The 21,902-nt window shown below is 72.3% G+C and carries 17 protein-coding genes; 9 read left to right on the top strand and 8 right to left on the bottom strand.

Annotated elements, in window-relative coordinates; all coding sequences use genetic code 11:
* The first annotated feature begins 124 nt into the window (after positions 1-124).
* The 5 genes from ACFV8T_RS17645 to ACFV8T_RS17625 all read left to right on the top strand — a co-directional run bounded on the left by ACFV8T_RS17645 (position 125) and on the right by ACFV8T_RS17625 (position 6,644).
* A complete protein-coding gene (locus ACFV8T_RS17645; protein ID WP_385328394.1) occupies positions 125-967 on the top strand; it encodes a nitrilase-related carbon-nitrogen hydrolase in 843 nt (280 codons plus the stop codon).
* Positions 964-2,247 carry an aspartate aminotransferase family protein gene (locus tag ACFV8T_RS17640; protein WP_385328392.1) on the top strand — a complete coding sequence of 428 codons (1,284 nt, stop codon included), beginning with the start codon at positions 964-966 and terminating at the stop codon, positions 2,245-2,247. Before ACFV8T_RS17645 ends, ACFV8T_RS17640 begins: the two co-directional genes overlap by 4 nt.
* Before the next feature lie 85 nt (positions 2,248-2,332).
* Positions 2,333-2,797 (top strand): nuclear transport factor 2 family protein, encoded by a 465-nt coding sequence (locus tag ACFV8T_RS17635; protein WP_385328390.1) that lies wholly within the window; start codon positions 2,333-2,335, stop codon positions 2,795-2,797.
* 110 nt (positions 2,798-2,907) lie between these two features.
* Entirely contained in the window at positions 2,908-4,950 is a 2,043-nt protein-coding gene (locus tag ACFV8T_RS17630; protein ID WP_385328389.1) for a hydantoinase/oxoprolinase family protein, read from the top strand.
* A complete protein-coding gene (locus ACFV8T_RS17625; RefSeq protein ID WP_385328387.1) occupies positions 4,947-6,644 on the top strand; it encodes a hydantoinase B/oxoprolinase family protein in 1,698 nt (565 codons plus the stop codon). The genes ACFV8T_RS17630 and ACFV8T_RS17625 overlap by 4 nt, the downstream gene beginning before the upstream one ends.
* A gap of 111 nt (positions 6,645-6,755) precedes the next feature.
* Here the strand turns inward: ACFV8T_RS17625 and ACFV8T_RS17620 are convergent, their stop codons facing one another.
* The 5 genes from ACFV8T_RS17620 to ACFV8T_RS17600 form a co-directional block, all read right to left on the bottom strand.
* Positions 6,756-8,324: a helix-turn-helix domain-containing protein gene (locus ACFV8T_RS17620; protein ID WP_385328385.1), complete on the bottom strand. Its 1,569-nt coding sequence runs from the start codon at positions 8,322-8,324 to the stop codon at positions 6,756-6,758.
* Positions 8,318-9,448 carry a DUF917 domain-containing protein gene (locus tag ACFV8T_RS17615; RefSeq protein WP_385328383.1) on the bottom strand — a complete coding sequence of 377 codons (1,131 nt, stop codon included), beginning with the start codon at positions 9,446-9,448 and terminating at the stop codon, positions 8,318-8,320. Before ACFV8T_RS17615 ends, ACFV8T_RS17620 begins: the two co-directional genes overlap by 7 nt.
* Complete coding sequence (locus ACFV8T_RS17610) at positions 9,445-10,761, bottom strand: hydantoinase/oxoprolinase family protein (protein ID WP_385328382.1); 1,317 nt, start codon at positions 10,759-10,761, stop codon at positions 9,445-9,447. The genes ACFV8T_RS17615 and ACFV8T_RS17610 overlap by 4 nt, the downstream gene beginning before the upstream one ends.
* A 106-nt stretch (positions 10,762-10,867) precedes the next feature.
* Positions 10,868-12,232 (bottom strand): MFS transporter, encoded by a 1,365-nt coding sequence (locus tag ACFV8T_RS17605; protein ID WP_385328381.1) that lies wholly within the window; start codon positions 12,230-12,232, stop codon positions 10,868-10,870.
* A 270-nt stretch (positions 12,233-12,502) separates the two neighbouring features.
* Positions 12,503-14,389 (bottom strand): alkaline phosphatase family protein, encoded by a 1,887-nt coding sequence (locus ACFV8T_RS17600; protein ID WP_385328379.1) that lies wholly within the window; start codon positions 14,387-14,389, stop codon positions 12,503-12,505.
* A gap of 339 nt (positions 14,390-14,728) precedes the next feature.
* On the opposite strand from ACFV8T_RS17600, the gene hydA reads away from it, so the two are divergent.
* From hydA to ACFV8T_RS17585, 3 genes are all read left to right on the top strand, one after another.
* Positions 14,729-16,129 carry a dihydropyrimidinase gene (gene hydA / locus ACFV8T_RS17595; protein WP_385328377.1) on the top strand — a complete coding sequence of 467 codons (1,401 nt, stop codon included), beginning with the start codon at positions 14,729-14,731 and terminating at the stop codon, positions 16,127-16,129.
* Positions 16,130-16,140: 11 nt separating this feature from the next.
* On the top strand, positions 16,141-17,142 hold the full coding sequence (locus ACFV8T_RS17590; protein ID WP_385328375.1) for a TIGR03842 family LLM class F420-dependent oxidoreductase: 1,002 nt from the start codon (positions 16,141-16,143) through the stop codon (positions 17,140-17,142).
* Positions 17,143-17,260: 118 nt separating this feature from the next.
* Positions 17,261-18,811, top strand: a complete 1,551-nt coding sequence (locus tag ACFV8T_RS17585) for an NCS1 family nucleobase:cation symporter-1 (RefSeq protein WP_385328374.1) — start codon at positions 17,261-17,263, stop codon at positions 18,809-18,811.
* Here ACFV8T_RS17585 and ACFV8T_RS17580 read toward each other — a convergent pair.
* Positions 18,774-19,550 (bottom strand): hypothetical protein, encoded by a 777-nt coding sequence (locus ACFV8T_RS17580; RefSeq protein WP_385328373.1) that lies wholly within the window; start codon positions 19,548-19,550, stop codon positions 18,774-18,776. The two genes, ACFV8T_RS17585 and ACFV8T_RS17580, sit on opposite strands and share 38 nt — an antisense overlap.
* A 220-nt stretch (positions 19,551-19,770) precedes the next feature.
* On the opposite strand from ACFV8T_RS17580, the gene ACFV8T_RS17575 reads away from it, so the two are divergent.
* Positions 19,771-20,124: a hypothetical protein gene (locus ACFV8T_RS17575; RefSeq protein ID WP_266429075.1), complete on the top strand. Its 354-nt coding sequence runs from the start codon at positions 19,771-19,773 to the stop codon at positions 20,122-20,124.
* 61 nt (positions 20,125-20,185) lie between these two features.
* Here ACFV8T_RS17575 and ACFV8T_RS17570 read toward each other — a convergent pair whose 3' ends face one another.
* Positions 20,186-21,226: a nucleotidyl transferase AbiEii/AbiGii toxin family protein gene (locus ACFV8T_RS17570; RefSeq protein ID WP_385328371.1), complete on the bottom strand. Its 1,041-nt coding sequence runs from the start codon at positions 21,224-21,226 to the stop codon at positions 20,186-20,188.
* Positions 21,223-21,885: a hypothetical protein gene (locus ACFV8T_RS17565; RefSeq protein ID WP_385328369.1), complete on the bottom strand. Its 663-nt coding sequence runs from the start codon at positions 21,883-21,885 to the stop codon at positions 21,223-21,225. Before ACFV8T_RS17565 ends, ACFV8T_RS17570 begins: the two co-directional genes overlap by 4 nt.
* Positions 21,886-21,902 lie beyond the last annotated feature (17 nt).

Genomic DNA, 21,902 nt, shown 5'->3' with positions numbered 1-21,902 from the left:
TCCGCCGGTTCACGGCGATGGTCTTGCCCCGCTGTGTGACGGGGCTTACGTTCTCCTCTACGCACGTGTCTACGGGCGTAGAAACGCGTTGAGGCTCTCTGACGCCGCGTCGAAGGAGCAGCTCATGTCCCAAGTCGTTCGCGCCGCACTCGTCCAGGCGACCTGGACCGGCGACACCGAATCCATGATCGCCAAGCATGAGGAGCATGCGCGCGAGGCCGCCCGTCAGGGCGCGAAGATCATCGGCTTCCAGGAGGTGTTCAACGCCCCCTACTTCTGCCAGGTGCAGGAACCCGAGCACTACCGCTGGGCCGAGGCCGTTCCGGACGGGCCGACCGTCCGCAGGATGCAGGAACTCGCCCGCGAGACCGGCATGGTGATCGTCGTGCCGGTCTTCGAGGTCGAGCAGTCCGGCTTCTACTACAACACCGCCGCCGTGATCGACGCCGACGGCTCCTATCTGGGCAAGTACCGCAAGCACCACATCCCGCAGGTCAAGGGGTTCTGGGAGAAGTACTACTTCAAGCCCGGAAACGTCGGCTGGCCGGTCTTCGACACCGCCGTCGGCAAGGTCGGCGTCTATATCTGCTACGACCGGCACTTCCCCGAGGGATGGCGTCAACTCGGGCTCAACGGCGCCCAGTTGGTGTACAACCCGTCCGCCACCTCGCGCGGCCTCTCCAGTTACCTCTGGCAGCTGGAACAGCCCGCGTCCGCCGTCGCCAACGAGTACTTCGTCGCCGCGATCAACCGCGTCGGCCAGGAGGAGTACGGCGACAACGACTTCTACGGAACCAGCTACTTCGTCGACCCGCGCGGCCAGTTCGTCGGTGAGGTCGCCAGCGACAAGGAGGAGGAACTCGTCGTCCGCGACCTCGACTTCGGCCTCATCGACGAGGTCAGGCAGCAGTGGGCGTTCTACCGGGACCGCCGCCCCGACGCGTACGAAGGACTGGTCGAGCCGTGAGCAGCCTGCACCATCGCCATCTCGCCGTCAGCCCCGACTGGCTGGCGCTCTACTACAAGCACCCACTGGAGATCACCCACGGCGAGGGCCGTCACGTCTGGGACGCCGACGGCAGGCGCTATCTCGACTTCTTCGGCGGCATCCTCACCACCATGACCGCCCACGCCCTGCCCGAGGTGACCAAGGCGGTCGGCGAGCAGGCCGGCCGGATCATCCACACCTCCACGCTCTACCTCAACCGGCCGATGATCGAGCTGGCCGAACGCGTCGCCACGCTCTCCGGCATCCCGGACGCCCGGGTCTTCTTCACCACCTCCGGTACCGAGGCCAACGACACGGCACTGCTGCTCGCCACCGCGTACCGCAGGTCGAACCAGATCCTCGCGATGCGCAACAGCTACCACGGCAGATCGTTCTCCGCGGTCTCCATCACCGGCAACAACGCCTGGTCACCGACCAGCCTGTCGCCGTTGCAGACGCTGTACGTGCACGGCGGCGTCCGTACCCGGGGGCCGTACGCGCACCTCGGTGACGCGGAGTTCATCGAGGCATGTGTGGCCGATCTGGAGGACCTGCTCGGGCACACCCGGGCACCGGCCGCCCTGATCGCCGAACCCATCCAGGGCGTCGGCGGATTCACCTCACCGCCCGACGGCCTCTACGCGGCGTTCCGCCGGGTCCTGGACCGGCACGGCGTCCTGTGGATCTCCGACGAGGTGCAGACCGGCTGGGGGCGCTCCGGCGAACACTTCTGGGGCTGGCAGGCACACGGCGAGAACGGGCCGCCGGACATCCTCACCTTCGCCAAGGGCATCGGGAACGGCATGTCGATCGGCGGTGTCGTGGCCCGCGCCGACGTCATGAACTGCCTCGACGCCAACTCCATTTCGACGTTCGGCGGCTCCCCGGTCACCATGGCGGCCGGTCTCGCCAACCTCTCCTACCTCCTCGAACACGACCTGCAGGGCAACGCCCGGCGCGTCGGCGGTCTGCTGATCGAGCGGCTGCGCGCGATCGGCGCGGGTTTCGAATGCGTACGCGAAGTGCGCGGCCGGGGCCTGATGATCGGCATCGAGCTGGTGAAGCCCGGCACCGACGAGGCGAACCCGGAGGCGGCCGCGGCGGTGCTCGAAGCGGCCCGCGAGGGCGGTCTGCTCATCGGCAAGGGCGGCGGCCACAACACCAGCGTGCTGCGGATCGCACCACCGCTCACCCTGACCATCCCGGAGGCGGAGGAGGGCGCGAAGATCCTGGCCGAGGCCCTCCGCTCGGTGGAATGAGCGACGGGGGTGCGGGCGGCGGCCCGGCCGGCGGCTGTGTAGCTTGGCCGCCGTCGCACCCCCGGATCCGCTCAGGAGCACCACCATGTCCGAGAACCCCCTGCCTCTGTCGTCCACCGCCCGGCCGGGTGCGTCGGCGGCCGACGCCGACGCCGTATGGGCCGTCCTCACCGCGATGTACGAGGCGTACGACGCGGGCGACCGTGCCGGGATCGACCGGGCGCTCGATCCCGGGGCGACCGTCTGGGACTCCGCCGCCGACCCGCTCCTGCTCGGCAAGGCCGACCTCGACCGGATCCGCGACGCCCGCCCGGCGGCCGGTGAGGGGCCGCAGGAGACCGGCCTCACCGCCTACGACCGCACCATCGACGTCTTCGGCGACATCGCCGTCCTGCGTTTCTGGCTCCGGGTCGACTTCGCCCCCGCCCCGGACGGCGTCCCGCACCGTCCCGAGCTCATCCGGAACACCGTGATCCTGCACCGGGCCGGGGCGTCCTGGCGGATCGTCCACCTCCACGAGGACGTGCGGCAGCCGGGCCCCGTCGGCTGACGCCGGGCGCTGCGCACGGCCGGACCCCGTGCACCGTGCGCAGCGCACAGCCGGCCGCCGCGCCCCGCCGATAGCGTCACGTCATTCCCCTGAGAAAGCCGGGAGGCGGCATGACTTACCGGGTGGCCATGGACATCGGTGGCACATTCACCGATGTCGTCGCGTACGACGAGACGCGCGGCACCTTCGAAGCGGCGAAGACCCCCACCACGCCGGGAGACCTCGCCGAGGGCGTCTTCTCCTCGCTGGGCCGGGCGGTCGACGACCCCGCCGACATCTCCTTCTTCGTCCACGGCACCACCCAGGGCCTCAACGCCCTGCTGGAACGCAAGGGCGCCCGCGTCCTGCTGCTCGCCTCGGCCGGGCTGCGCGACGTCTACCAGATCGCCCGCGGCAACCGGGACCGCATGTTCGACCTGCACTACCGCAAGCCCGAGCCGCTCGTGGACCGGTACGCCACCGCCGAGGCGGGCGGCCGCTTCGACTCGCGCGGCACCGAGCTGGCCCCGCTCGACGAGGCCGCCGTACGGGCCGCGGCCCGCCGCGCCCGTGACGAGGGCTTCGACGCCGTCGCCGTCGCGCTGCTGTTCTCCTACGTGAACCCCGCCCATGAACTGCGGGCCGGCGAGATCCTCGCCGCGGAGCTCGGCGACGACGTGATGGTCGTGCTCTCCCACCAGGTGGCCCGCGAATGGCGCGAGTACGAACGCACCTCGTCCGCCGTCCTGGAGGCGTACACCGGCCCGGTCGTACGCCGCTACCTCGGCCGGATCGAGGACCGCTTCGCCGCACACGGGCTGACCGTTCCCGTCCAGGTCATGCAGTCCTCCGGCGGCGTCGTCAACGCCTCCTTCGCCCGTCGCCACCCCCTCCAGACCCTGCTGTCCGGGCCGGTCGGCGGCACCATGGGCGGAGTCGCGGCCACCGCGCTGCTCGGCCGGCCCAACGCGATCTGCGTCGACATGGGCGGCACCTCGTTCGACGTGTCACTCGTGCTCGGCGGCCGCCCCGACATCTCCAACGAGGGCGCCGCCGACGGCTTCCCCGTCCTGATGCCGCTCGTGGACCTGCACACCATCGGAGCGGGCGGCGGCTCCCTCGCCTACGCCGAGGGGGGCGGACTGCGGGTCGGCCCCGAATCGGCCGGCGCCGTACCCGGGCCCGCCTGTTACGGACGCGGCGGCACCCGGGCCACCGTCACCGACGCCAATGCCGTCCTCGGCCGTGTCGACCCCGACTGGTTCGCCGGCGGGCACATGACCCTCGACACCGAGGCGGCCCACCGGGCCGTCGCTGAACTCGCCGGCACCCTCGGCCTCGACCCCGTCGAGCTGGCCGGCGGCATCTGCGACGTCGCCAACGCCAAGATGGCCCAGGCGATCCGGACTCTCACCGTCGAACACGGCCTGGAACCACGCGAGTTCGTACTCCTCGCCTTCGGCGGGGCCGGGCCCATGCATGCCGTGGAGATCGCCCGCGAGCTCGGTATCGAGGAGGTCGTCGTACCGCGCTTCCCCGGCGCGTTCTCCGCCTGGGGCATGCTTGGCACCGAAGTCCGCCGCGACCTCACGCTCCAGTTCTTCACCCCCGGCGCCGGCCTCGACGGCACGGCGATGGCCGAAGCACTCGCCGGCCTGGCGGCCGAGGGCGCCGAAGCCCTGGCCGAGCAGGGCGTACCGGCCGAGCGGCACCGTATCGAGCACGCCGTCGACATGCGGTACGAGGGCCAGGACTACACCCTGACCGTGCCGCTTGCGGGTCCCGCCGAGCCCGCCGCCGAAGGCTTCCTCGCATCGGTCGCCGCGCGCTTCGCCCGGCTCCATGAACGCCGTTACGGCCATGCGACACCCGAGGCCCCCGTCGAGTTCGTCACCCTGCGCACCACCGCGCTCGGCGGGCTCCCCGAACTCGCTGCCGTCCCGTACGCCGCCGCGCCCGGCGAAGCCCCCGAAGCCCCCGTCAAACCGGTCGTCTTCGGCGGTGCCGCGCACGACACCGCCGTACTGCGCCGCGAACACCTCGCCCCCGGGCAGTACATCCCCGGTCCCGCCGTCATCGTCGAGGCCACCGCCACCACCGTCGTCCCACCGGACGCCACCGTCACCGTGGACGACAACGGATTCCTCGTCATCAAGCTCGGAGGCGTCTCATGACCACCGGCACCAACGCCAAGGACGGCTCGGCCACGGCCGCCATCGACCCGATCACCACGGAGATCATCCGCTGCGCGCTGCTCCAGGCCGCCGAGGACATGAACACCACCCTGATCCGGTCCTCCTACACCCCGACCATCTACGAGGCCAAGGACTGTGCCGTCGCACTCCTGGACCGCGACCACCACGTCCTCGGCCAGTCCTCCGGCCTGCCGATCTTCCTCGGCAACCTGGAGGAGTGCACCCGCGCCACGGAGCGGATGTACGGCGCCGACGTCTGGCGGCCCGGCGACGTGTGGGTGCTGAACGACTCGTACATCGGCGGCACGCACCTCAACGACGTCACCGTCTACGGCCCGATCTTCGTGGCGGACGAACTCGTCGGCTTCGCGGCCTCCCGGGCGCACTGGATCGACATGGGTTCCAAGGACCCGGGCGGCTCCATGGACTCCACGTCGATCCATCAGGAGGGCCTGCGCATGGGCCCGTTGAAGATCTACGAGAACGGCGAACCATGCGTACTCATCCATGACCTGATCTCCCGTCAGGTCCGGTTCCCGCACCCCACCCTCGGCGACATGCGCGCCCAGGTGGCCTGTGCCCGGACCGGAGCCCGCAGGCTCGCGGAGATCGTCGGACGATGGGGCCTGGAGACCGTGCTCGCCGCCCGTGACGCGATCTTCGCCCAGACCGAGCGGCTGGAGCGGCGGGAGATCGCCGCGATCCCCGACGGTGTGTACGAGGCCACGGGACATCTCGACGACGACGGCATCGACCTCGGTACACCCCTGCACGTCACGGTCCGGGTCACCGTCGACGGCGACCGCATGACGATGGACGTCACCGACTGCGCCGACCAGGCCACCGGGCCCGTCAACTGCGGCGCGGCGCAGACCGTCGCGGCCTGCCGGGTCGGTTACAAACTGCTCGTCAGCGGTGAAGTCCCGCTCAACGGCGGGTCGTTCAAGCCTCTCGGCGTACTGACCCGGCCCGGCAGCATGCTCGCCGCCGTCGAACCGGCCGCCTGCCAGTACTACTACTCCCACCTCGGCCTCGTCATCGACCTGGTCGTCAAGGCGCTCGCCCCGGCCGTCCCGGACCGCGCCGCCGCGGCAAGCTACGGCGACTCGATGATCGTCCAGTTCACCGGAACCGACCCGCGCAGCGGGAAGCTCTTCGTCTCGCAGGAGGCGACGGTCGGCGGCTGGGGTGCCTGGGAGGCCTCCGACGGCGAGTCCTGCCTGATCAACAACGTCAACGGCTCGCTGCGCGACATGCCCGTGGAGGTGCTGGAGACTCTCTTCCCGGTACGCGTCGAGGAGTACGCGATCCGCCCCGACTCCGCGGGCGCCGGCCGTACCCGCGGCGGCAACGGAGTGGTGCGCCAGTACCGGTTCGCCGCCGACCAGCAGCTCTCCCTGTGGTGGGAGCGTTCGGTCACCCCTGCCTGGGGCGTCTTCGGGGGTACCGCGGGGGCGGCGCCGCGGGTGACCCTCAACCCGGGCCGCGACGACCGGCGTTCACTGCTGAAGGCCAACGCGCTGAGTGTGCGCGAGGGCGATGTGCTGCGCTGCGAGAGCGGTGGTGGCGGCGGCTTCGGCCCGGCGGGGGAGCGGGCGGCCGGGGCAGTGGCCGAGGACGTCCGGCAGGGTCTGCTGACGGCCGGACACGCGGAGGCCGTGTACGGCGCCTGACGGACCGGCCGGGACGGTGGCGGAAGAACCCCGGTGGGTTCTTCCGCCACCGCCGTCTCCCGGCTTTCCGCGCTCAGGCCGGCGGCGGACGGAGCGGCGAAGGGACGGTCCTCAGGACGCCGCGCCCCTGTCGCGCAGCAGGACCCGGCACGCCAGATGCAGTGCCAGCCGCTGTGACGCGTCGTCGGGATCGAAGCCCAGCGCGCGGATACGCTCCAGCCGGGCGGCCACCGTGTTGCGGTGCACGCCGAGCACCTCGGCCGCCGCCGTCGGCGCCGCACCCGCGTCGAGGACGACCGCCAGCGTACGCAGCAGGGTGCCGTCCCGGTCCGCCGCGAGCAGCGGAGCGAGCACCACCTCCGCCGGGCCGCGCAGCATCTCGGCCGGTACGGCGGACAGGAGCTGCGCCGCGCCCATCCGGTCCCCACGCACCACGCTCCCCGGCTCCCCGGCGGCCGCCACCCCGGCTGCCGCGCACGCGTCGGTCAGGACCGGGCCGAGCGCGGACAACGAGGCCGCCGTGCCAGCCACCCCGCCGGCGACCGGCACATAGGGGGCCGCCGCGGTGAGCGCGTCGGTCAGCTGCCGGGTCGCCGCCTCCAGCGGATCCACCCCGTCCGCGGGGGCGACCGACTGCCAGGCCACCCAGCAACGCCCGTACGCGACCAGCGGTCCGCCCGGCCCCGCCGAACTCCAGACCGCGCGCAGCGCGGGGCCGGGATCGGGGCCGTCCCAGCCCGCGACGGGACGCAGCGCGTAGCCGATGAGCGGACCCCGGGCGGGCCAGCCCAGCGCGGCCGCCTCGGCCTGCTCGTTCTCGCCGGGCCCCGCCCCTGCCGCGTCCTGGCCGGGTTCGCCATCGTCCACGGCCCCGGTGTCCGCCTCCAGCAGCCGGCGCAGGAGCAACGCCGCGCGGTGGCCCGTCCGTTCGTCGGCCAGACGACGCACCGCGCACCAGGCCGTGAGCGGAGCGACCGCGAGGCGGAGCACGTCGCGCACCGTCTCCCCCCAGCCCACGACCCGCGAGCCCGATCGGGCGACCAGCGCGCCCAGCGAGCCGCCGGCACCGTCCGGGACCTCCACCCGGACGGTGAGCGCACCACCCTGCGCCGAGAGCGCGGCCCGCCGGCCCGCCAGCAGTTCACCCGTCGGCCCGGTCAGCGCGACCGCCGTGGACGGCAGCACCGCGTGCAGGGCGGACAGCACCCGCCCGGCGTGCGGTCCCGTGTCCGCGAGCGCGCGGGCCGCCTGGGCCACCAGCGCGGTGCGCCCGGCGTCGGGGCGTGCGACCGCGGAGGCGATCCGGACCGCGGCGTCCAGCGCGTCCTCGTCGATGACCAGCAACGGCACCCCGAGGCGGTCGGCGAGCGCGCCCACAAAACCGGGCCGGCCCGCCGCCTCGGTGACCACGACACAGGCCGCGGCGTGCTCCCATGCCTTGCGCAGCGCCATCTCCACGGTCCAGCCCGCGGCTGCGACCCGCCCGGTCAGTACGACCGCGGTATGGGGTTCGAGGGTGTCGAGCACCGATGTCCGGTCCACGATGCGCACCGAACGGACCTCCGCGTCCCGCCCGCTCGCCCCGGACATCCGGACCCCGGCGAGCCGCCCCTGCTGGACGAGTTCCGCGACGGTGAGCGGGCCTTCGCGGACCGGGCGGGCGGCCGGGCGGTTCACCATGGCTCCTCCTCCGTGCCCAAGGGATCCAGTACGCCGGTACGGGCCAGCCGGCGGCCCTCGGGCGTGTGCCAGGCGGGCGCGGCGGGGATGACCACCACCTCGACCTCCACGCCCGGCACCGCCCGTTCCACATCCAGCACCCGCCGGTCGGCGGAGGCCGAGAGGATCAGGATCTGGTCCGGGGCGGCGGCGACCGGCGCCCCGTCCGCCAGCGCCAGCAGAACCTCGTTGTGCGCCTCCAGCCGGAAGTGGCGGCCGATCCCCTCCGTCTCGGCGACCAGCACACTCGTCGGACTGGACGGAAGCACCGGCCACGGCGGGGCGGAACCGGGCCCGGTGGGGTCGTACGCCTCCGGCGGCCCGTAGCCGTACGGATCGTCCTGGGCGCCCACCGGGTGCTCCACCGCCGTGATCCGGCCCCGGCACAGCCGCCGCGGCGACCACGGTGCGAACAGATCGCGGGGCCGGGCCGTGCCCGCGCGGATCGCCCGGCCGACCGTGCCCGGCACCACGGAACCGGCCAGCACCTCGCCCGGCATCGCGTAGCAGGCGGCCACCGCCCAGCCGCCGGCCGCGGGCACCAGCGGCCGCACCAGGTCCTCCACCCGCCCGCCCGCCGACTCCACCACGACCACATCGCCCGACGGGGTCGCCAGCGCAAGAGGCGCCGCGGCCACCCCGGCCAGCGTGAACGTCGACTGCTCCAGCAGCGGCAGCACCCGCCCGCACCCGTCACCGTCGACCAGCGGCAGCCCGCAGTCGGCTGCCGCGGCCACCGACAGCAGAGCGTTCTCACCGGCCGTGTTCAGCGCGACGACCGCATCGGCGCGGGCACCCAGCAGCCGTTCCAGGGCGCGCACCGCCCGTACCGTCTCCGCCCCCGTCGGCAGTTGCTCGGCGAGCGCCGCCGACGAGCCGACCAGTGTCACGGTCACGCAGAGCCGCAACCCGCTCAGCTCGTCGGGGGCCAGCAGCCGCACCGGCCCGTGTGCGGCGACCGACGCCCGCGCCCAGTCCAGCGCCACCCGGAACGCGGACTCCGCCGCGCCCGCCGCCAGCACCAGCGACCCGGCCGCCAGCTGCTCCAGCACGGCGGCGTCCACATGGGCCGGTGCGCCGGTCACGACGTCGCTCCCGCCGGCGCGCCCACGGCCCGGACCCTGATCCGGTGCACCCCGCCCGGGAGATACGAGACGGGTGTGTGGACGGTCCGTGCGACCCGGGCCGCGCCCGGCGCCGCACCCGCCGACACGACCCGCGCCAGCGCCTGGTCACGGGCCAGGGCGATGACCCGGTCCAGTTCCGCGCGGCCCGGCGCGACCACCACCTGCTCCAGCTCCACCCGGGTGTCCGCGCGTGCCGCGCCGTATGCGGCTGCCCGGATCCCGTCCGGCGTGCCCCCGAAGAGCGGGGCCGCGCCGCCCGCGTACAGCACCGTGCTGCCCGGCGAGCGCTCCAGTACACCGGCCACCAGCGCTGCCACCCGCTGCCGTGCGTCGGCGGGCGGTTCCTCGCCACCGAACGGCAGGGTGTCCAGGCGGGGCCTGCCCACATCCATCCGGAGTCCGCCGGGCCCCGGGCCCGCGTCCCCGGCCTCCAGCTCGCCGTCCGCGACGGCCGAGCAGCGGATCGAGGAGCCGGCCGCGTCCACGACGACGGCCCGCTCGGCGCCCGCCAGCAGCGCGGCTCCGCGCAGCGCGCAGGCCGTGGCGGAGGCGGTGGCGATCACCGGGTAGCGGCGGACGTACTCGGCGGAGACCAGACCGGCGTCGTCCCGGGCGAGGAAGAGCGGGGCCGTGATGCCACGCGCGCGCAGCGTTCGCCCGGCGGTGTCGGTGAGGTGCTCGGCCCAGGGGCCGAGCGCGGCGTTGGCGGCGGCGGCGTTCTCGCGCTCGCGCAGGCCGGGGGAGCCGATCTCGTACGAAAGGGTGATGTGCGCACCGGGCAGCAGGCGGGCGATCACGGAGGCCGCGGTCAGTTCCGGCTCCGGCCGGGCGGGCGACCCGGCCGCGCAGACGGCGAACGCGGTGATCGACGCCGCCGCGGCCTCCCGGGCGAACACCTCGACACCGGCCCGGTCCAGCGGTGCCAGCTGCCGGCCGGTGAGCGACGAGCCGCCCGCGACCACCCGCGTCAGCCCGCCCGGGTGCGGCGACGGGCCGAGCGCGGGATGGCAGGCGGGCGAGATGCGGAGTACGGCGACGGGCGAGGGCGTGTTCGGCGTGCGGTCGAGATCGGTCGTGAGACAGACGACGTCGGCACGGTCGTACGGGGCGTTCCCGAGGCTGTCCAGCGCGTCGAGGACATCGCGCAGCGAGCGGTCGAGGGAGGCCGATGACGCGACCACGGCATGCACCAAAGGAGCGTCGCCGGGGCGTACGAGAACGGCGACCGTCGTCGTACGCCCCACGTCCACACCCAGTCTCACCTGCGTCATCCTGCCATCACGTCCTGCGGACCGCGCCGTGGAGAGCGACTGCCGGGCCGGTACGGGGTGGTCGGCCGGGCAGGCGGAGCCGATGCGGGTGCCACGCGCCGGGCCGCTATTCCAGGTCCCGGCCCTCGGTCTCCGGCAGCGGGGCGGCGAAGAGCAGCGCCACCACCAGGAAGGCCGTGATGAACAGGATCGTCGTGGAGAATCCGGTCGCCTGGGCCAGGAGAAGGCCGACCACCGAGGGAGCGAGGGAGGTCGCCACCAGCTGGGCGGCGGTGGCCCAGGAGTACCCCGTACCGCGCAGTGCGGTCGGGAAGAACTCGCCGTTCCAGGTGTTCCAGACACCCCAGGCGCCGAGGCTGAAGAAGGCGAGGGCGAAGTTCGCGAGGTACAGCTCGGTCATGGAGCTGGAGTAGGCGAAGAAGATTCCGCTGATCGCGGCAAGCGCCACGTACGGCAGGAAGACCTTCTTGCGGCCGAAGCGTCCGGTCAGCAGCGACGCCGACACATAGCCGGGGATCATGAACAGCGCGCTCAGAGCGACGAAGCCGAGGCTCGCCGACATGCTGAGGCCCTTGTCCTGGAGCAGCGTCGGCAGCCAGGTCTGCAGGCCCCAGTAGCCCCAGTTGAAGGTGAAGTTCACGACGAGCATCAGCACGGTGATCCGCAGCAGCCTGCCACGCAGCAGCTCCACCGGGCGTCCGGTCCGCTCGGGGGCGACGACGGCGAATCGGGTGCCGTCCGGGACGTCGACACCCAGCCTGCGCAGCACGGCAGCGGCGTCGTCGTGCCGGTTCTGCGCGGCCAGCCAGTACGGGGACTCCGGAACCCAGGCGCGGATCGCGAAGACCCAGAGCCCGGCCAGAGCGGAGGCGATGGCCACCACATGCCAGCCGAGGCCCGCCAGCAACTGCGTCACGCCGACCGCGGCCAGCACCCCGATCGGCCAGCCGATCGACAGATAGACCGCGGCCCGGCCACGCATCCGGGACGGCAGCAGCTCCAGGAAGTACGGGAAGGTGACCGTGTAGATCCCGGCCAGCGCCAGACCCGACAACACCCGGGTGACCAGCAGGACCGTGAAGTTCGGGGAGAAGGCGGAGGCCAGCGCGACGACTCCGTACGCGGACAGGCTCCACAGACACACCGCGCGCCGGCCGATCCGGTCCGAGACCGGACCCCAGACCAGCGCACCGGGGATCATGCCGAGTGCGACGGCGGACAGTACCCAGCCGATCCGGCCGGTGTCGATGGAGAACGCGTCGCCGAGATCGCCGGAGACATAGACGAGGGCGAGCTGCTCCCACGACTCGATGACGAAGGCCATGAACAGGGCCAGCGCCGCCAGGACATGGGCGCGTCCGAACGGCATGGCCTCGAAGAAGGAACCGATGGGCCGCAGCCCGGCGGCTCCGCCCGGCCCCGTCTCCAGGGGTTCTCCGGTTGCACCGGAACGTGCAGTTGTCGCGCTCACCGGCTGTCCTCCAGGCTTTCGTACCGACCGACTCACCCCTCGGCGGGTGGGGATGGCGGCACAGTAGACAGGCCCGGGAGCGGGAACCTGTGCGCAGCGCACAGGGGAGTGGAGGGCCGCTGTGCTGTGTGCCCCGGCGGCCCGTGGAGGGGGCCGTACCGGCGGGAACTGCCACGGTAACCCGGCGCGGGCGCGCAGCGGCCGGGGCCGGGGCCGGTGGGTACGTCGCGGCCGGGCCCCGGTCCATGGTTCCGGGGCCCGGCCGGTCGGTCAGCCCCGGTGGCCGGTGGGGCGGGTGAGGTCCAGGCTGTGGACCGGGTCGAGCTCGCCGTAGTACGCGAGGTGCTGGTAGCGCACATCGGTGATCCTCAGCGTGGCCTCGGCGACACCCCGGCGCACCGTCGCCCCGAAGCGGACCGAGCCGTCCTTCCTGGTCGTGCCGGTCAGCTTCCGCACCTTGCCGCCGGCCGTCAGCTCGGCCGTGACCTTCGCGCCCTTCACCGGCCTGCCCTGCGCGGTCTTCACCACACCGTTCGCGGTGACCTTCCAGGCCGCGTCGGAGCCGGGCCTGCCGAGGAGCTTCGTGTCGGCCTCCAGCGAGGCGACGGCGAGCTGGGAGGGCGGGTCGGGCTGGCCGAAGGCGACCTGGTCGATGGTCCAGAAGGCGCTGTTCGTGCCGGTGTAGCGGAAGCTCAGCCGGGCCGTCCGCGCGCCTGCCGGGACGGCGAGCTCAAGACGCTCGACGGTGTTGCTGTCGGCCCGGTAGGACTTCACGAGCCGCGGGGTGCCGTCGTCGAACGAGACGTACACATCGCCGGTCTGCGGACCGTCGACCCGGTAGTTCGTCGCGTACGAGACGGTCGCCCCCGCCGCGCCGTTCAGCCGGTACGCGGGGCCGACCAGGGTGGAGTCGAACTGTCCGGCGCCGTGCGCCCTGTCGTCCCACTCGTCGGAGTCGGCGACCGCGAACACATTGCGGGCGCGGACGTTCGTCTCGCGGCCCTGGCCGCGCTCGGCGTCGGTCCAGAACTCGTCGGTGGCGAAGGACCAGCCGCGCCACTCGGTGACGCCGCCGGCCGGCATCTTGGAGTTGTCGATGGACCAGCCCTCGGGTGCGGTGTTCGTCCACCCCTTGGCGTCGGCCGGGAGCCCGGTCTCGTCGACGGGTGCGCGGAGCGAGGGGCGCAGCGCGTCGAAGGCGTCCGGCTTCAGCTCGGCGAGCGAGGTGCCGTCGAGGTTCCAGGCGGGGTCGGTGGCGACGCCCTCGTGGCGCAGGACCGTGGGCGCGATGTCGGTGATCTTGACGTCGTCGCGCACCGAACCGGGCCGGATGCCCTTGCCCTGGGCGATCACGAACGTGCCGCGCTCCAGCGGGGTGTTGCCGCCGTGCCCGCCGGTGGGGGTGTGGCCGTGGTCGGCGGTGATGACGACGAGCCAGTCCTCCTTCGCGTACGTCGGCCGCGAGGTCACGGCGTCGAGCAGCCGGCCGACCTGGGCGTCGGCGGTGTTCAGGGCCTTGAGGTAGGCGTCGCTCGCGGAGCCGGTGCTGTGGCCGGCGCCGTCGACCTCGTCGAGGTGGACGAAGGTGGAGTCGGGGTTGCCGTGCGCGAGGTAGTCGGCGGCCTCGGCCGTGGTGCCCTCGTCGTTGCCGCCCGCGATCCGCAGATCGGTCTTCGCGCCGAAGACGATCTGGGGGATCGGGCTCCAGGTGCCGACGACCAGGGTGGACGTGGCCGGGTCGGCGGTCTCCAGACGGGTCGCGTAGTCCGGGTACCGGCCGTAGTTCGGGGCCGTGAAGTTGTTGTCCTTCACGTTGTGCTTGTCGGGCCAGACGCCGGTGGCGATGGACGACCAGCCGGCGCCGGAGACGGTCGGGGCCATCGGGTCGGCGTAGAGGTTGCTCCGGGCGGTCAGGCCCTTGGCCATCAGCTGCTCGATGTGCGGAATATCGGCGCGCGAGAAGGAGTCGAAGGTGGCGCCGTCGATGCCGATGACCAGCGTCTTCGCCTGCTTGGTGCCTGATGGCAGGCCGGCGTACGGGGTGGCGGCCGGGGCCTTGGACCCCTGGGCGTGGGCGGCGGTGGTGGCGAGCGGCAGTGCGACGGCGGCGACGGTGGCGGCGGCCAGCACCGTACGCGCGGAGCGCGACAGGGACACGTGATCCTCCGGGATCGGTCGGTGGACACCGGACATCGGGGGCGTCCGGTGCTGTGTCCCGAGGCTCGCCGTCGGTGGTGATCGAACCACCCCGCGTGAGGGACGGGCGCATGAACCGTACTCAACATTTGGACCAGACCCGTCATCATTCCGTTATCTGGCGGCGGTCATGGGCGTCGTCGCGGCTCTGGGCCGGTGGAGTGCCGGGCGGATGAAACAGAAACGTCTTCAGCGGTTGGCGGCAGCGGTATTGCCACAGTGGGTAACCCACTTCTACGTTCTTCATCACGCACCTTGTCTACGTGCGTAGACCCATTCCGCCACAGTGAGGAGGGGTACATGAGCCGCACCGTCATCCACGGTGGTCTCGTCATCACCGCGTCCGACGAAATCCATGCCGACGTACTCATCGAGGGCGGCCGCATCGTGGCCCTCGCGGCGCACGACACCGACGCGGCCGAGAGCTGGAGCGCCGACCGGAGGATCGACGCCACCGGCAAATACGTCATCCCGGGCGGTGTCGACGCGCATACGCACATGGAGATGCCGTTCGGCGGCACCTACGCCGCCGACACCTTCGAGACCGGCACCCGGGCGGCCGCCTGGGGCGGCACCACCACGATCGTCGACTTCGCCATCCAGTCCGTGGGCCACGCGGTCCGCGAAGGTCTCGACACCTGGTACGCGAAGGCCGACGGAAAATGCGCCATCGACTACGCCTTCCACATGATCCTCTCCGATGTGAACGAGTCCACGCTCAAGGAGATGGACCTGCTGGTCTCGGAGGGCGTCACCTCCTTCAAGCTGTTCATGGCCTATCCCGGCGTCTTCTACAGCGACGACGGCCAGATCCTGCGCGCCATGCAACGGGCCTCCCACAACGGCGGCCTGATCATGATGCACGCGGAGAACGGCATCGCCATCGACGTACTGGTCGAACAGGCCCTGGCCGAGGGCCGTACCGACCCGCGCCACCACGGCGACGTACGCAAGGTGGCACTGGAGGCCGAGGCCACCCACCGCGCCATCCAGCTGGCCCGCGTCGCCGGCTCCCCGCTCTACGTCGTGCACGTCTCCGCGGACGAGGCCGTCGCCGAGGTGGCCGCCGCCCGCCACAGGGGACTTCCGGTCTTCGGCGAGACCTGCCCGCAGTATCTCTTCCTCTCCACCGACAATCTGGCCGAGCCGGACTTCGAGGGCGCCAAGTACGTCTGCTCCACCCCGCTGCGGCCCAAGGAGCACCAGGAAGCGCTCTGGCGGGGGCTCAGGAACAACGAACTCCAGGTCGTCTCCACCGACCACTGCCCCTTCTGCTTCTCTGGCCAGAAGGAGATGGGCCGCGGCGACTTCTCCAAGATCCCCAACGGGATGCCCGGCGTGGAGAACCGGATGGACCTCCTCCACCAGGCGGTCGTGGACGGTCACATCTCGCGCCGCCGCTGGATCGAGATCGCCTGCGCCTCCCCGGCCCGGATGTTCGGCCTCTACCCGAAGAAGGGCACCATCGCCCCGGGCGCCGACGCCGACGTCGTCATCTACGACCCGACCGCCGAACAGACCATCTCCGCCGAGACCCATCACATGAACGTCGACTACTCGGCGTACGAGGGAAAACGGATCACCGGCCAGGTCGAGACGGTCCTCTCGCGCGGTGAAGTCGTCATCGACGCGCGGAAGTTCACCGGCCGGGCCGGACACGGCAGCTACACCCCGCGCGCCACCTGTCAGTACCTGGACTAGGAGCACCCGCCATGGACTTCGGACTCGTCCTCCAGACCGACCCGCCCGCCTCGACCGTCGTCGGTCTGATGCGCCGCGCCGAACGCAACGGCTTCCGCTACGGCTGGACCTTCGACTCGACGGTGCTCTGGCAGGAACCGTTCGTCATCTACAGCCAGATCCTCGAACACACCGAACACCTCGTCGTCGGCCCCATGGTCACCAACCCGGGCACCCGCACCTGGGAGGTGACCGCCTCCACCTTCGCCACCCTCAACGACATGTACGGCAACCGCACCGTCTGCGGCATCGGACGGGGCGACTCGGCGATGCGCGTCGCCGGACGCAGACCCAACACGCTGGCCCGCCTCGGCGAGGCCATCGATGTCATCCGCGACCTCGCCGAGGGTCGCGAGGCGACCGTCGACGGGCAGCCGGTCCAGATCCCCTGGGTGAAGGACGGCAGACTCCCCGTCTGGATGGGCGCCTACGGCCCGAAGGCGCTCGCCCTCGCCGGCCAGAAGGCCGACGGCTTCATCCTCCAGCTCGCCGACCCGTTCCTCACCGAGTGGATGATCAAGGCGGTACGGGACGCGGCGGCAGAGGCGGGCCGCGACCCGGACTCCGTGACCATCTGCGTCGCCGCCCCCGCCTATGTGGGCGACGACCTCGACCACGCCCGCGAGCAGTGCCGCTGGTTCGGCGGCATGGTCGGTAACCACGTCGCGGACCTCGTCTCCCGGTACGGCGCACACTCCGGACTCGTCCCCGAGGCCCTGACCGCCTACATCAAGGACCGGCACGGCTACGACTACAGCCACCACGGCCGGGCCGGGAACCCCGACACCACCTTCGTGCCGGACGAGATCGTCGACCGGTTCTGCCTGCTGGGCCCCGCCGAGGCGCACATCGAGAAGCTTCGGGTCCTGCGCGATCTGGGCGTCGACCAGTTCGCCGTGTACAACATGCACGACGCGCGGGAGGCGACGATCGACGCCTACGGCGCGCAGATCATCCCCGCCCTGTCCGACTGACCCTTCCCTCCCTCGGCCGCGCCCCACGGCTGTCCGCACCCCCGTCCCCGCACTGCCGCACCGCCGCCCCCTGCCCCGCCCCGCACGGCACCGTTCCCGAGCGAAGGGTCCAGCCGCCATGACCTCGACCGTCCCACCGATTCCATCGCAGGACCCGATATCCGGCCCCCCGGGGCGCATCGAACTCGCCCCCGGCGCCGTCCCCACCGACAACCGGTTCGTCAACGAGGACCTGTTGCCCGTCCCGCTGGAACGGCGCCGCTGGACGACGTACAACTTCGCCGCACTCTGGGTGGGCATGGCCCACAACATCCCATCCTGGCTGCTGGCCTCCGGTCTCGTGGCCCTCGGCATGGACTGGAAACAGGCCGTCTTCACCATCGCGCTGGCCAACCTGATCGTGCTCGGACCCATGCTGCTCACCGGGCACGCCGGACCCAAGTACGGCATCCCCTTCCCGGTGCTGGCCCGCGCCTCCTTCGGGCTGCGCGGCGCCAACCTGCCCGCACTGATCCGGGCCGCGGTGGCCTGCGCCTGGTTCGGCATCCAGACCTGGATCGGTGGCGTCGGTATCTTCACCCTGCTGGGGAAGATCTTCGGCGGCTGGGCGAAGGCGTCCGAGATCGGCGGGCAGCCGTGGACGCTCTGGCTCTGCTTCGTCCTCTTCTGGGCGCTCGAACTCGCCATCATCCACCGGGGGATGGACGCCCTTCGGCGGTTCGAGAACTGGGCGGCACCGTTCGTCATCGTCGGCGCCGTCGTGCTGCTGGTCTGGGTCGCCGTCAAGGCGGGCGGCTTCGGCCCGCTGCTCGACCAGCCCTCGAAGCTCGGCTGGGGCAAGGAGTTCTGGCCGGTCTTCTTCCCCTCGCTGATGGGCATGATCGCGTTCTGGGCCACGCTCTCGCTGAACATCCCCGACTTCACCCGCTTCGGGGCCGGCCAACGCGCCCAGATCCGGGGCCAGGCGCTCGGCCTGCCGACCACGATGACGCTCTTCGCGCTCCTCTCCGTCCTGGTCACCTCCGGCTCGCAGGCCGTGTACGGCGAGGCGATCTGGGACCCGGTCCAGCTCGTCGCCAGGACCGACAATGTCTTCGGGCTGCTCTACGCCCTGGTGACGGTGCTGGTCGCCACGGTCTCCGTGAACATCGCGGCGAACGTCGTGTCACCCGCGTACGACCTGGCGAACCTCGCGCCCCGGTTCATCAACTTCCGTACGGGCGCCCTGATCACGGGCGTCGTCGGCGTCCTCATCATGCCGTGGAAGCTCACCGAGACCCCGGAGCTGTACATCTTCACCTGGCTCGGGCTGGTCGGCGGGCTGCTGGGAACGGTCGCGGGCATCCTGATCGCCGACTACTGGATCGTCCGCCGCACCGTGCTCGACCTCGCGGACCTCTACCGCCCCGGTGGCCGTTACTGGTACACGAACGGCTGGAACTGGCGGGCCGTCGTCGCGTTCGCCGTCGGCGGCGTCCTCGCGATCGGGGGCTCGCACTCCGCCCCCGGGGCGGGCCCCTTCCCGGCCGGCGGTCTCATCCCGTTCCTCAAGCCGCTCGCCGACTACGGCTGGGCGGTCGGGCTGGCCTCGTCGCTGCTGCTGTACGTGGTGCTCAGCGGCCGGTCCGGCGTCACACCGGCGCGGACGTACGGCCCAGCAGAGCACTGATGTCGTAGGTCTGGTCCGGCGGCGGCGTGGTCGTGGGCACCGGCTTGTCGAAGGCCGAGAAGCCCACGACCGCGTCCGTCCCGCCGCCCCGGATCGTGATCCTCAGGGGATACGGCTTGCCCGTGGCCGCCACGTACATCGTCAGTGTCCGGCCGTCCCGCACCCTGGTCAGCGGCACCACCGGAGTCCCGTCGAGCGTGGTCTTCCTGCCCTTGTTCAGCGTCCCCCGGTCGTTGTTCGCGTTGTCCCTGACAAGCTTCTGGAAGGTGTCCAGATCGCAGCCGTTCGCCAGGCTGCGCAGTCGCGGGTCGGTGGCCGAACCCTTCATGTAACGCCCGTTCAGGATCGCGGCGAAGGCCGAACCACCGCCCGGAACCTGGTTCTTCCAGAAGTCCGCGTCCGGCTTGACCCAGACGTCGTCGCCATGCTTCACGATCCGGACCGAACCCTGGCTGTGGCCGAGCGCCACCGACCCGTTGCAGTTCCCGTCCCGGTCCAGGGTGAGTCCCACCGTCATCGGTGGGGCGCCGTCGCCGAGGTCGCCGCGCAGGCTGAGGTGCAGGGAACGGGCGCTCAGAAGGGCGTCGCGCGAACGGTCCGCGATCTGCTGCGCGGAAAGCTTGTCGATGCCGTCGTCCGCCCGTGCCGCACCGCTGCCCAGGGCGCTGCCGCCGGAGAGTCCCAGCACGACGACCGCCGCCCAGACGGCAGGGCGTGTGCCGCTGTGTCGACCGGTCACGTCGCCTCCCTCGTAGAACCCGCGGGGTGCGGAACCCCTCGGGCCTGTTCAGGTGCATCCGATTGCTCCGAGCGTACGCCGGGGGCGGTCCGGTCGCGCGGCGGAGAACACCACCACGGCGCATACACAGTGTGATGTCTTGCCTCGTTTTGTGTGATGGGCGGTGGGGGACGGTTGTCGGCGCACCGGGTTCATCACCAGCGAGGAGGAACAGGGAGACATGAAGCTGTCGATGGGGAGTGTGTCCAGGGCCGTGCTCCGGGGCGCAGTCGTGGCGGGGACGGCCGCCGCGCTCGCCGTTCCCGCGACCGTCGCCACCGCCGTGACAGCCGCGGCGACGCCGCCCGGCCTGTCCTGCGACACCGGAAAGCACGAGATCGACGACTACACGGGCTACGCGCTGTGCCGCAACGACGGCAGCACGACGCAGACCTTCTGGGTGCACCTGGTCTGCGGCTGGTCCCCGGACGTGGACGGTGAGCACGTCACACTCGCCCCCGGGCAGTCCGGTCAGTCCACCGCGCACTGTGCCGGCCTCGGCACCGGCATCGGTGAGATCACCGTCCAGCCGTAGGCCGCGTCCGCACCTCCGCCGGACCGGCCGCCGTGTCCCGGTGGCCGGTCCGGTCCGGCCGTCATGGCTGCGGGGCGCTCCACTCCAGCAGCCGCGGCAGCGCGGCGGCCAGCCGCTCCCGCAGCCGGTCCGGACCGCTGTCCACCCACGGGTGCGCGGCGTGGAACCGGGCCCAGTCCACCGGCCAGTCCAGCACCGCCCGGGGCGTGAAGCCCTCCGCGTGCGGGCCGAGCACGGTGTGCAGCAGGCGGGGCGGGAGCCGCGTCCTGCGGTACTCCGCGAGCAGCACCGCGTCGTACAGGTCCTTGGCCGCCGACCGGCCCTCCGCCTCCTGGTCCTCGGCGAGCCACAGCAGCTTCCAGGCGAGCGAGAGCCCCGGGTCCGCGGTGCGGACCGGTGTCGGCGGCCCGCCGTCACCACGCGGACAGGCCGTCCACACCGGGGCCCGGGGCAGCCGCTCGTCCTGGGCGAAGTCCATCCGCAGCTCGCCCGGCGGCAGGCCGTCGGCCTGCCAGGGCACGACGACCCGCACGCCGGGCGTGTCGTACTCCCGGTACATCCACACCCCGTCCGACGTCACCCGGCTCGGCTCGATGCGTATCCCCTCGGGCGGCAGCGGCCCGGCCGTCAGGGCGGCGACGACCTCCTCGGTGGGGGAGGAGGGCGGATCGATGTCGTCGGGGCCCTCGATCTCGACCCAGCGCAGCCCCTCGGGGGCGAGCACGGGCCGGGCGCCGGCGGTCTCGTGGCTCTCCTCGTCCGTCCACAGCTCGGCAGCGGCGGCGCCGTGCGCGGCTTCCGGCCAGTGCTGGACCGTCTCGATCCCGTCGACGTACGGGTAGGGGTCGAGGCGGTCCACGAACTCCTCCGCCGACGGCCCGAACACGACCCAGTCCAGATCGCCCGGCTCCCGTGCCGCCGCGCCCACCCACGCCTGGAGCGGGAGGCTGCCGCGCAGGACCAGTTGGTCGCCCCACGGCGACCCGGCGATCACGCGCAGCAGATGGTCCTGGACGGCGCGCCGGGCGGCCCGCCAGCGCGGAGCGAGCGCCGGGTCGTCGAAGGCCGGCTCCCCGGGAACGGGGCGGTCGCCCGTGCTCACAGCGCCGCCCCGGCCCGCTCGTCGATCCAGCCCGCGTCCACCGCCGGATGGTCGTCGTGCACCACGAACTCCTCCTCGATCTCCAGGACTTCGAGCCCCGCGCCGTCCAGCGCGCGCAGGAGCGCGTCGAGCCGGGCCCGCGCCCCGGACCGGCCGATCGCGCGGCAGCGCTGCGTGACGAACCGCTCGTGGCGCCCCTGCCCGTCGGTGCGGCGGGCGTTGTGCGACAGGTGCGCGCTGTGCCGCTCGGCCGCAGCCCGCGCGGCGGCGAGGTCGGGTTCGCCGGAGAGCAGCAGCTTGACGTGGTGCTCGAAGTGGCAGTCGGGGGACAGCGCGGCGGCCTCGTCGGCCGTCCCCGGTATGTCCTCGTTCCACGGCGCGGCCTCGATCTTCACGCGCACGACGGGGAACCCCGCCGTGCGCAGCGCGTCCGCCCGGAGCCCCGCGGCGGCCCGCTGCCGGGAGAGCGAACCCCGCCCCTGCTCGGTCAGCATGGGCTGGTCGGGCACGGCACCGCGGTCCAGGACGATGCGGGTGAGCTTCAGGCCGTGCCGCTCCGCCCAGCGCGCCAGCCGCTCGCCCTCCGCCGCCCCGTCGGCCCGGGGATCGAACCGCACCGTCAGGTGAGTCTCGAATTCGCCCTCGAACTCCGCTTCCACGTACCCCTCCAGCAGTG

Origin of the sequence: Streptomyces sp. NPDC059832 (genome assembly GCF_042731715.1) — a bacterium.
Classification (GTDB): domain Bacteria; phylum Actinomycetota; class Actinomycetes; order Streptomycetales; family Streptomycetaceae; genus Streptomyces.
Note: the sequence above shows the minus strand (reverse complement) of the source record. Positions and strands in the feature narration are given on the sequence as shown.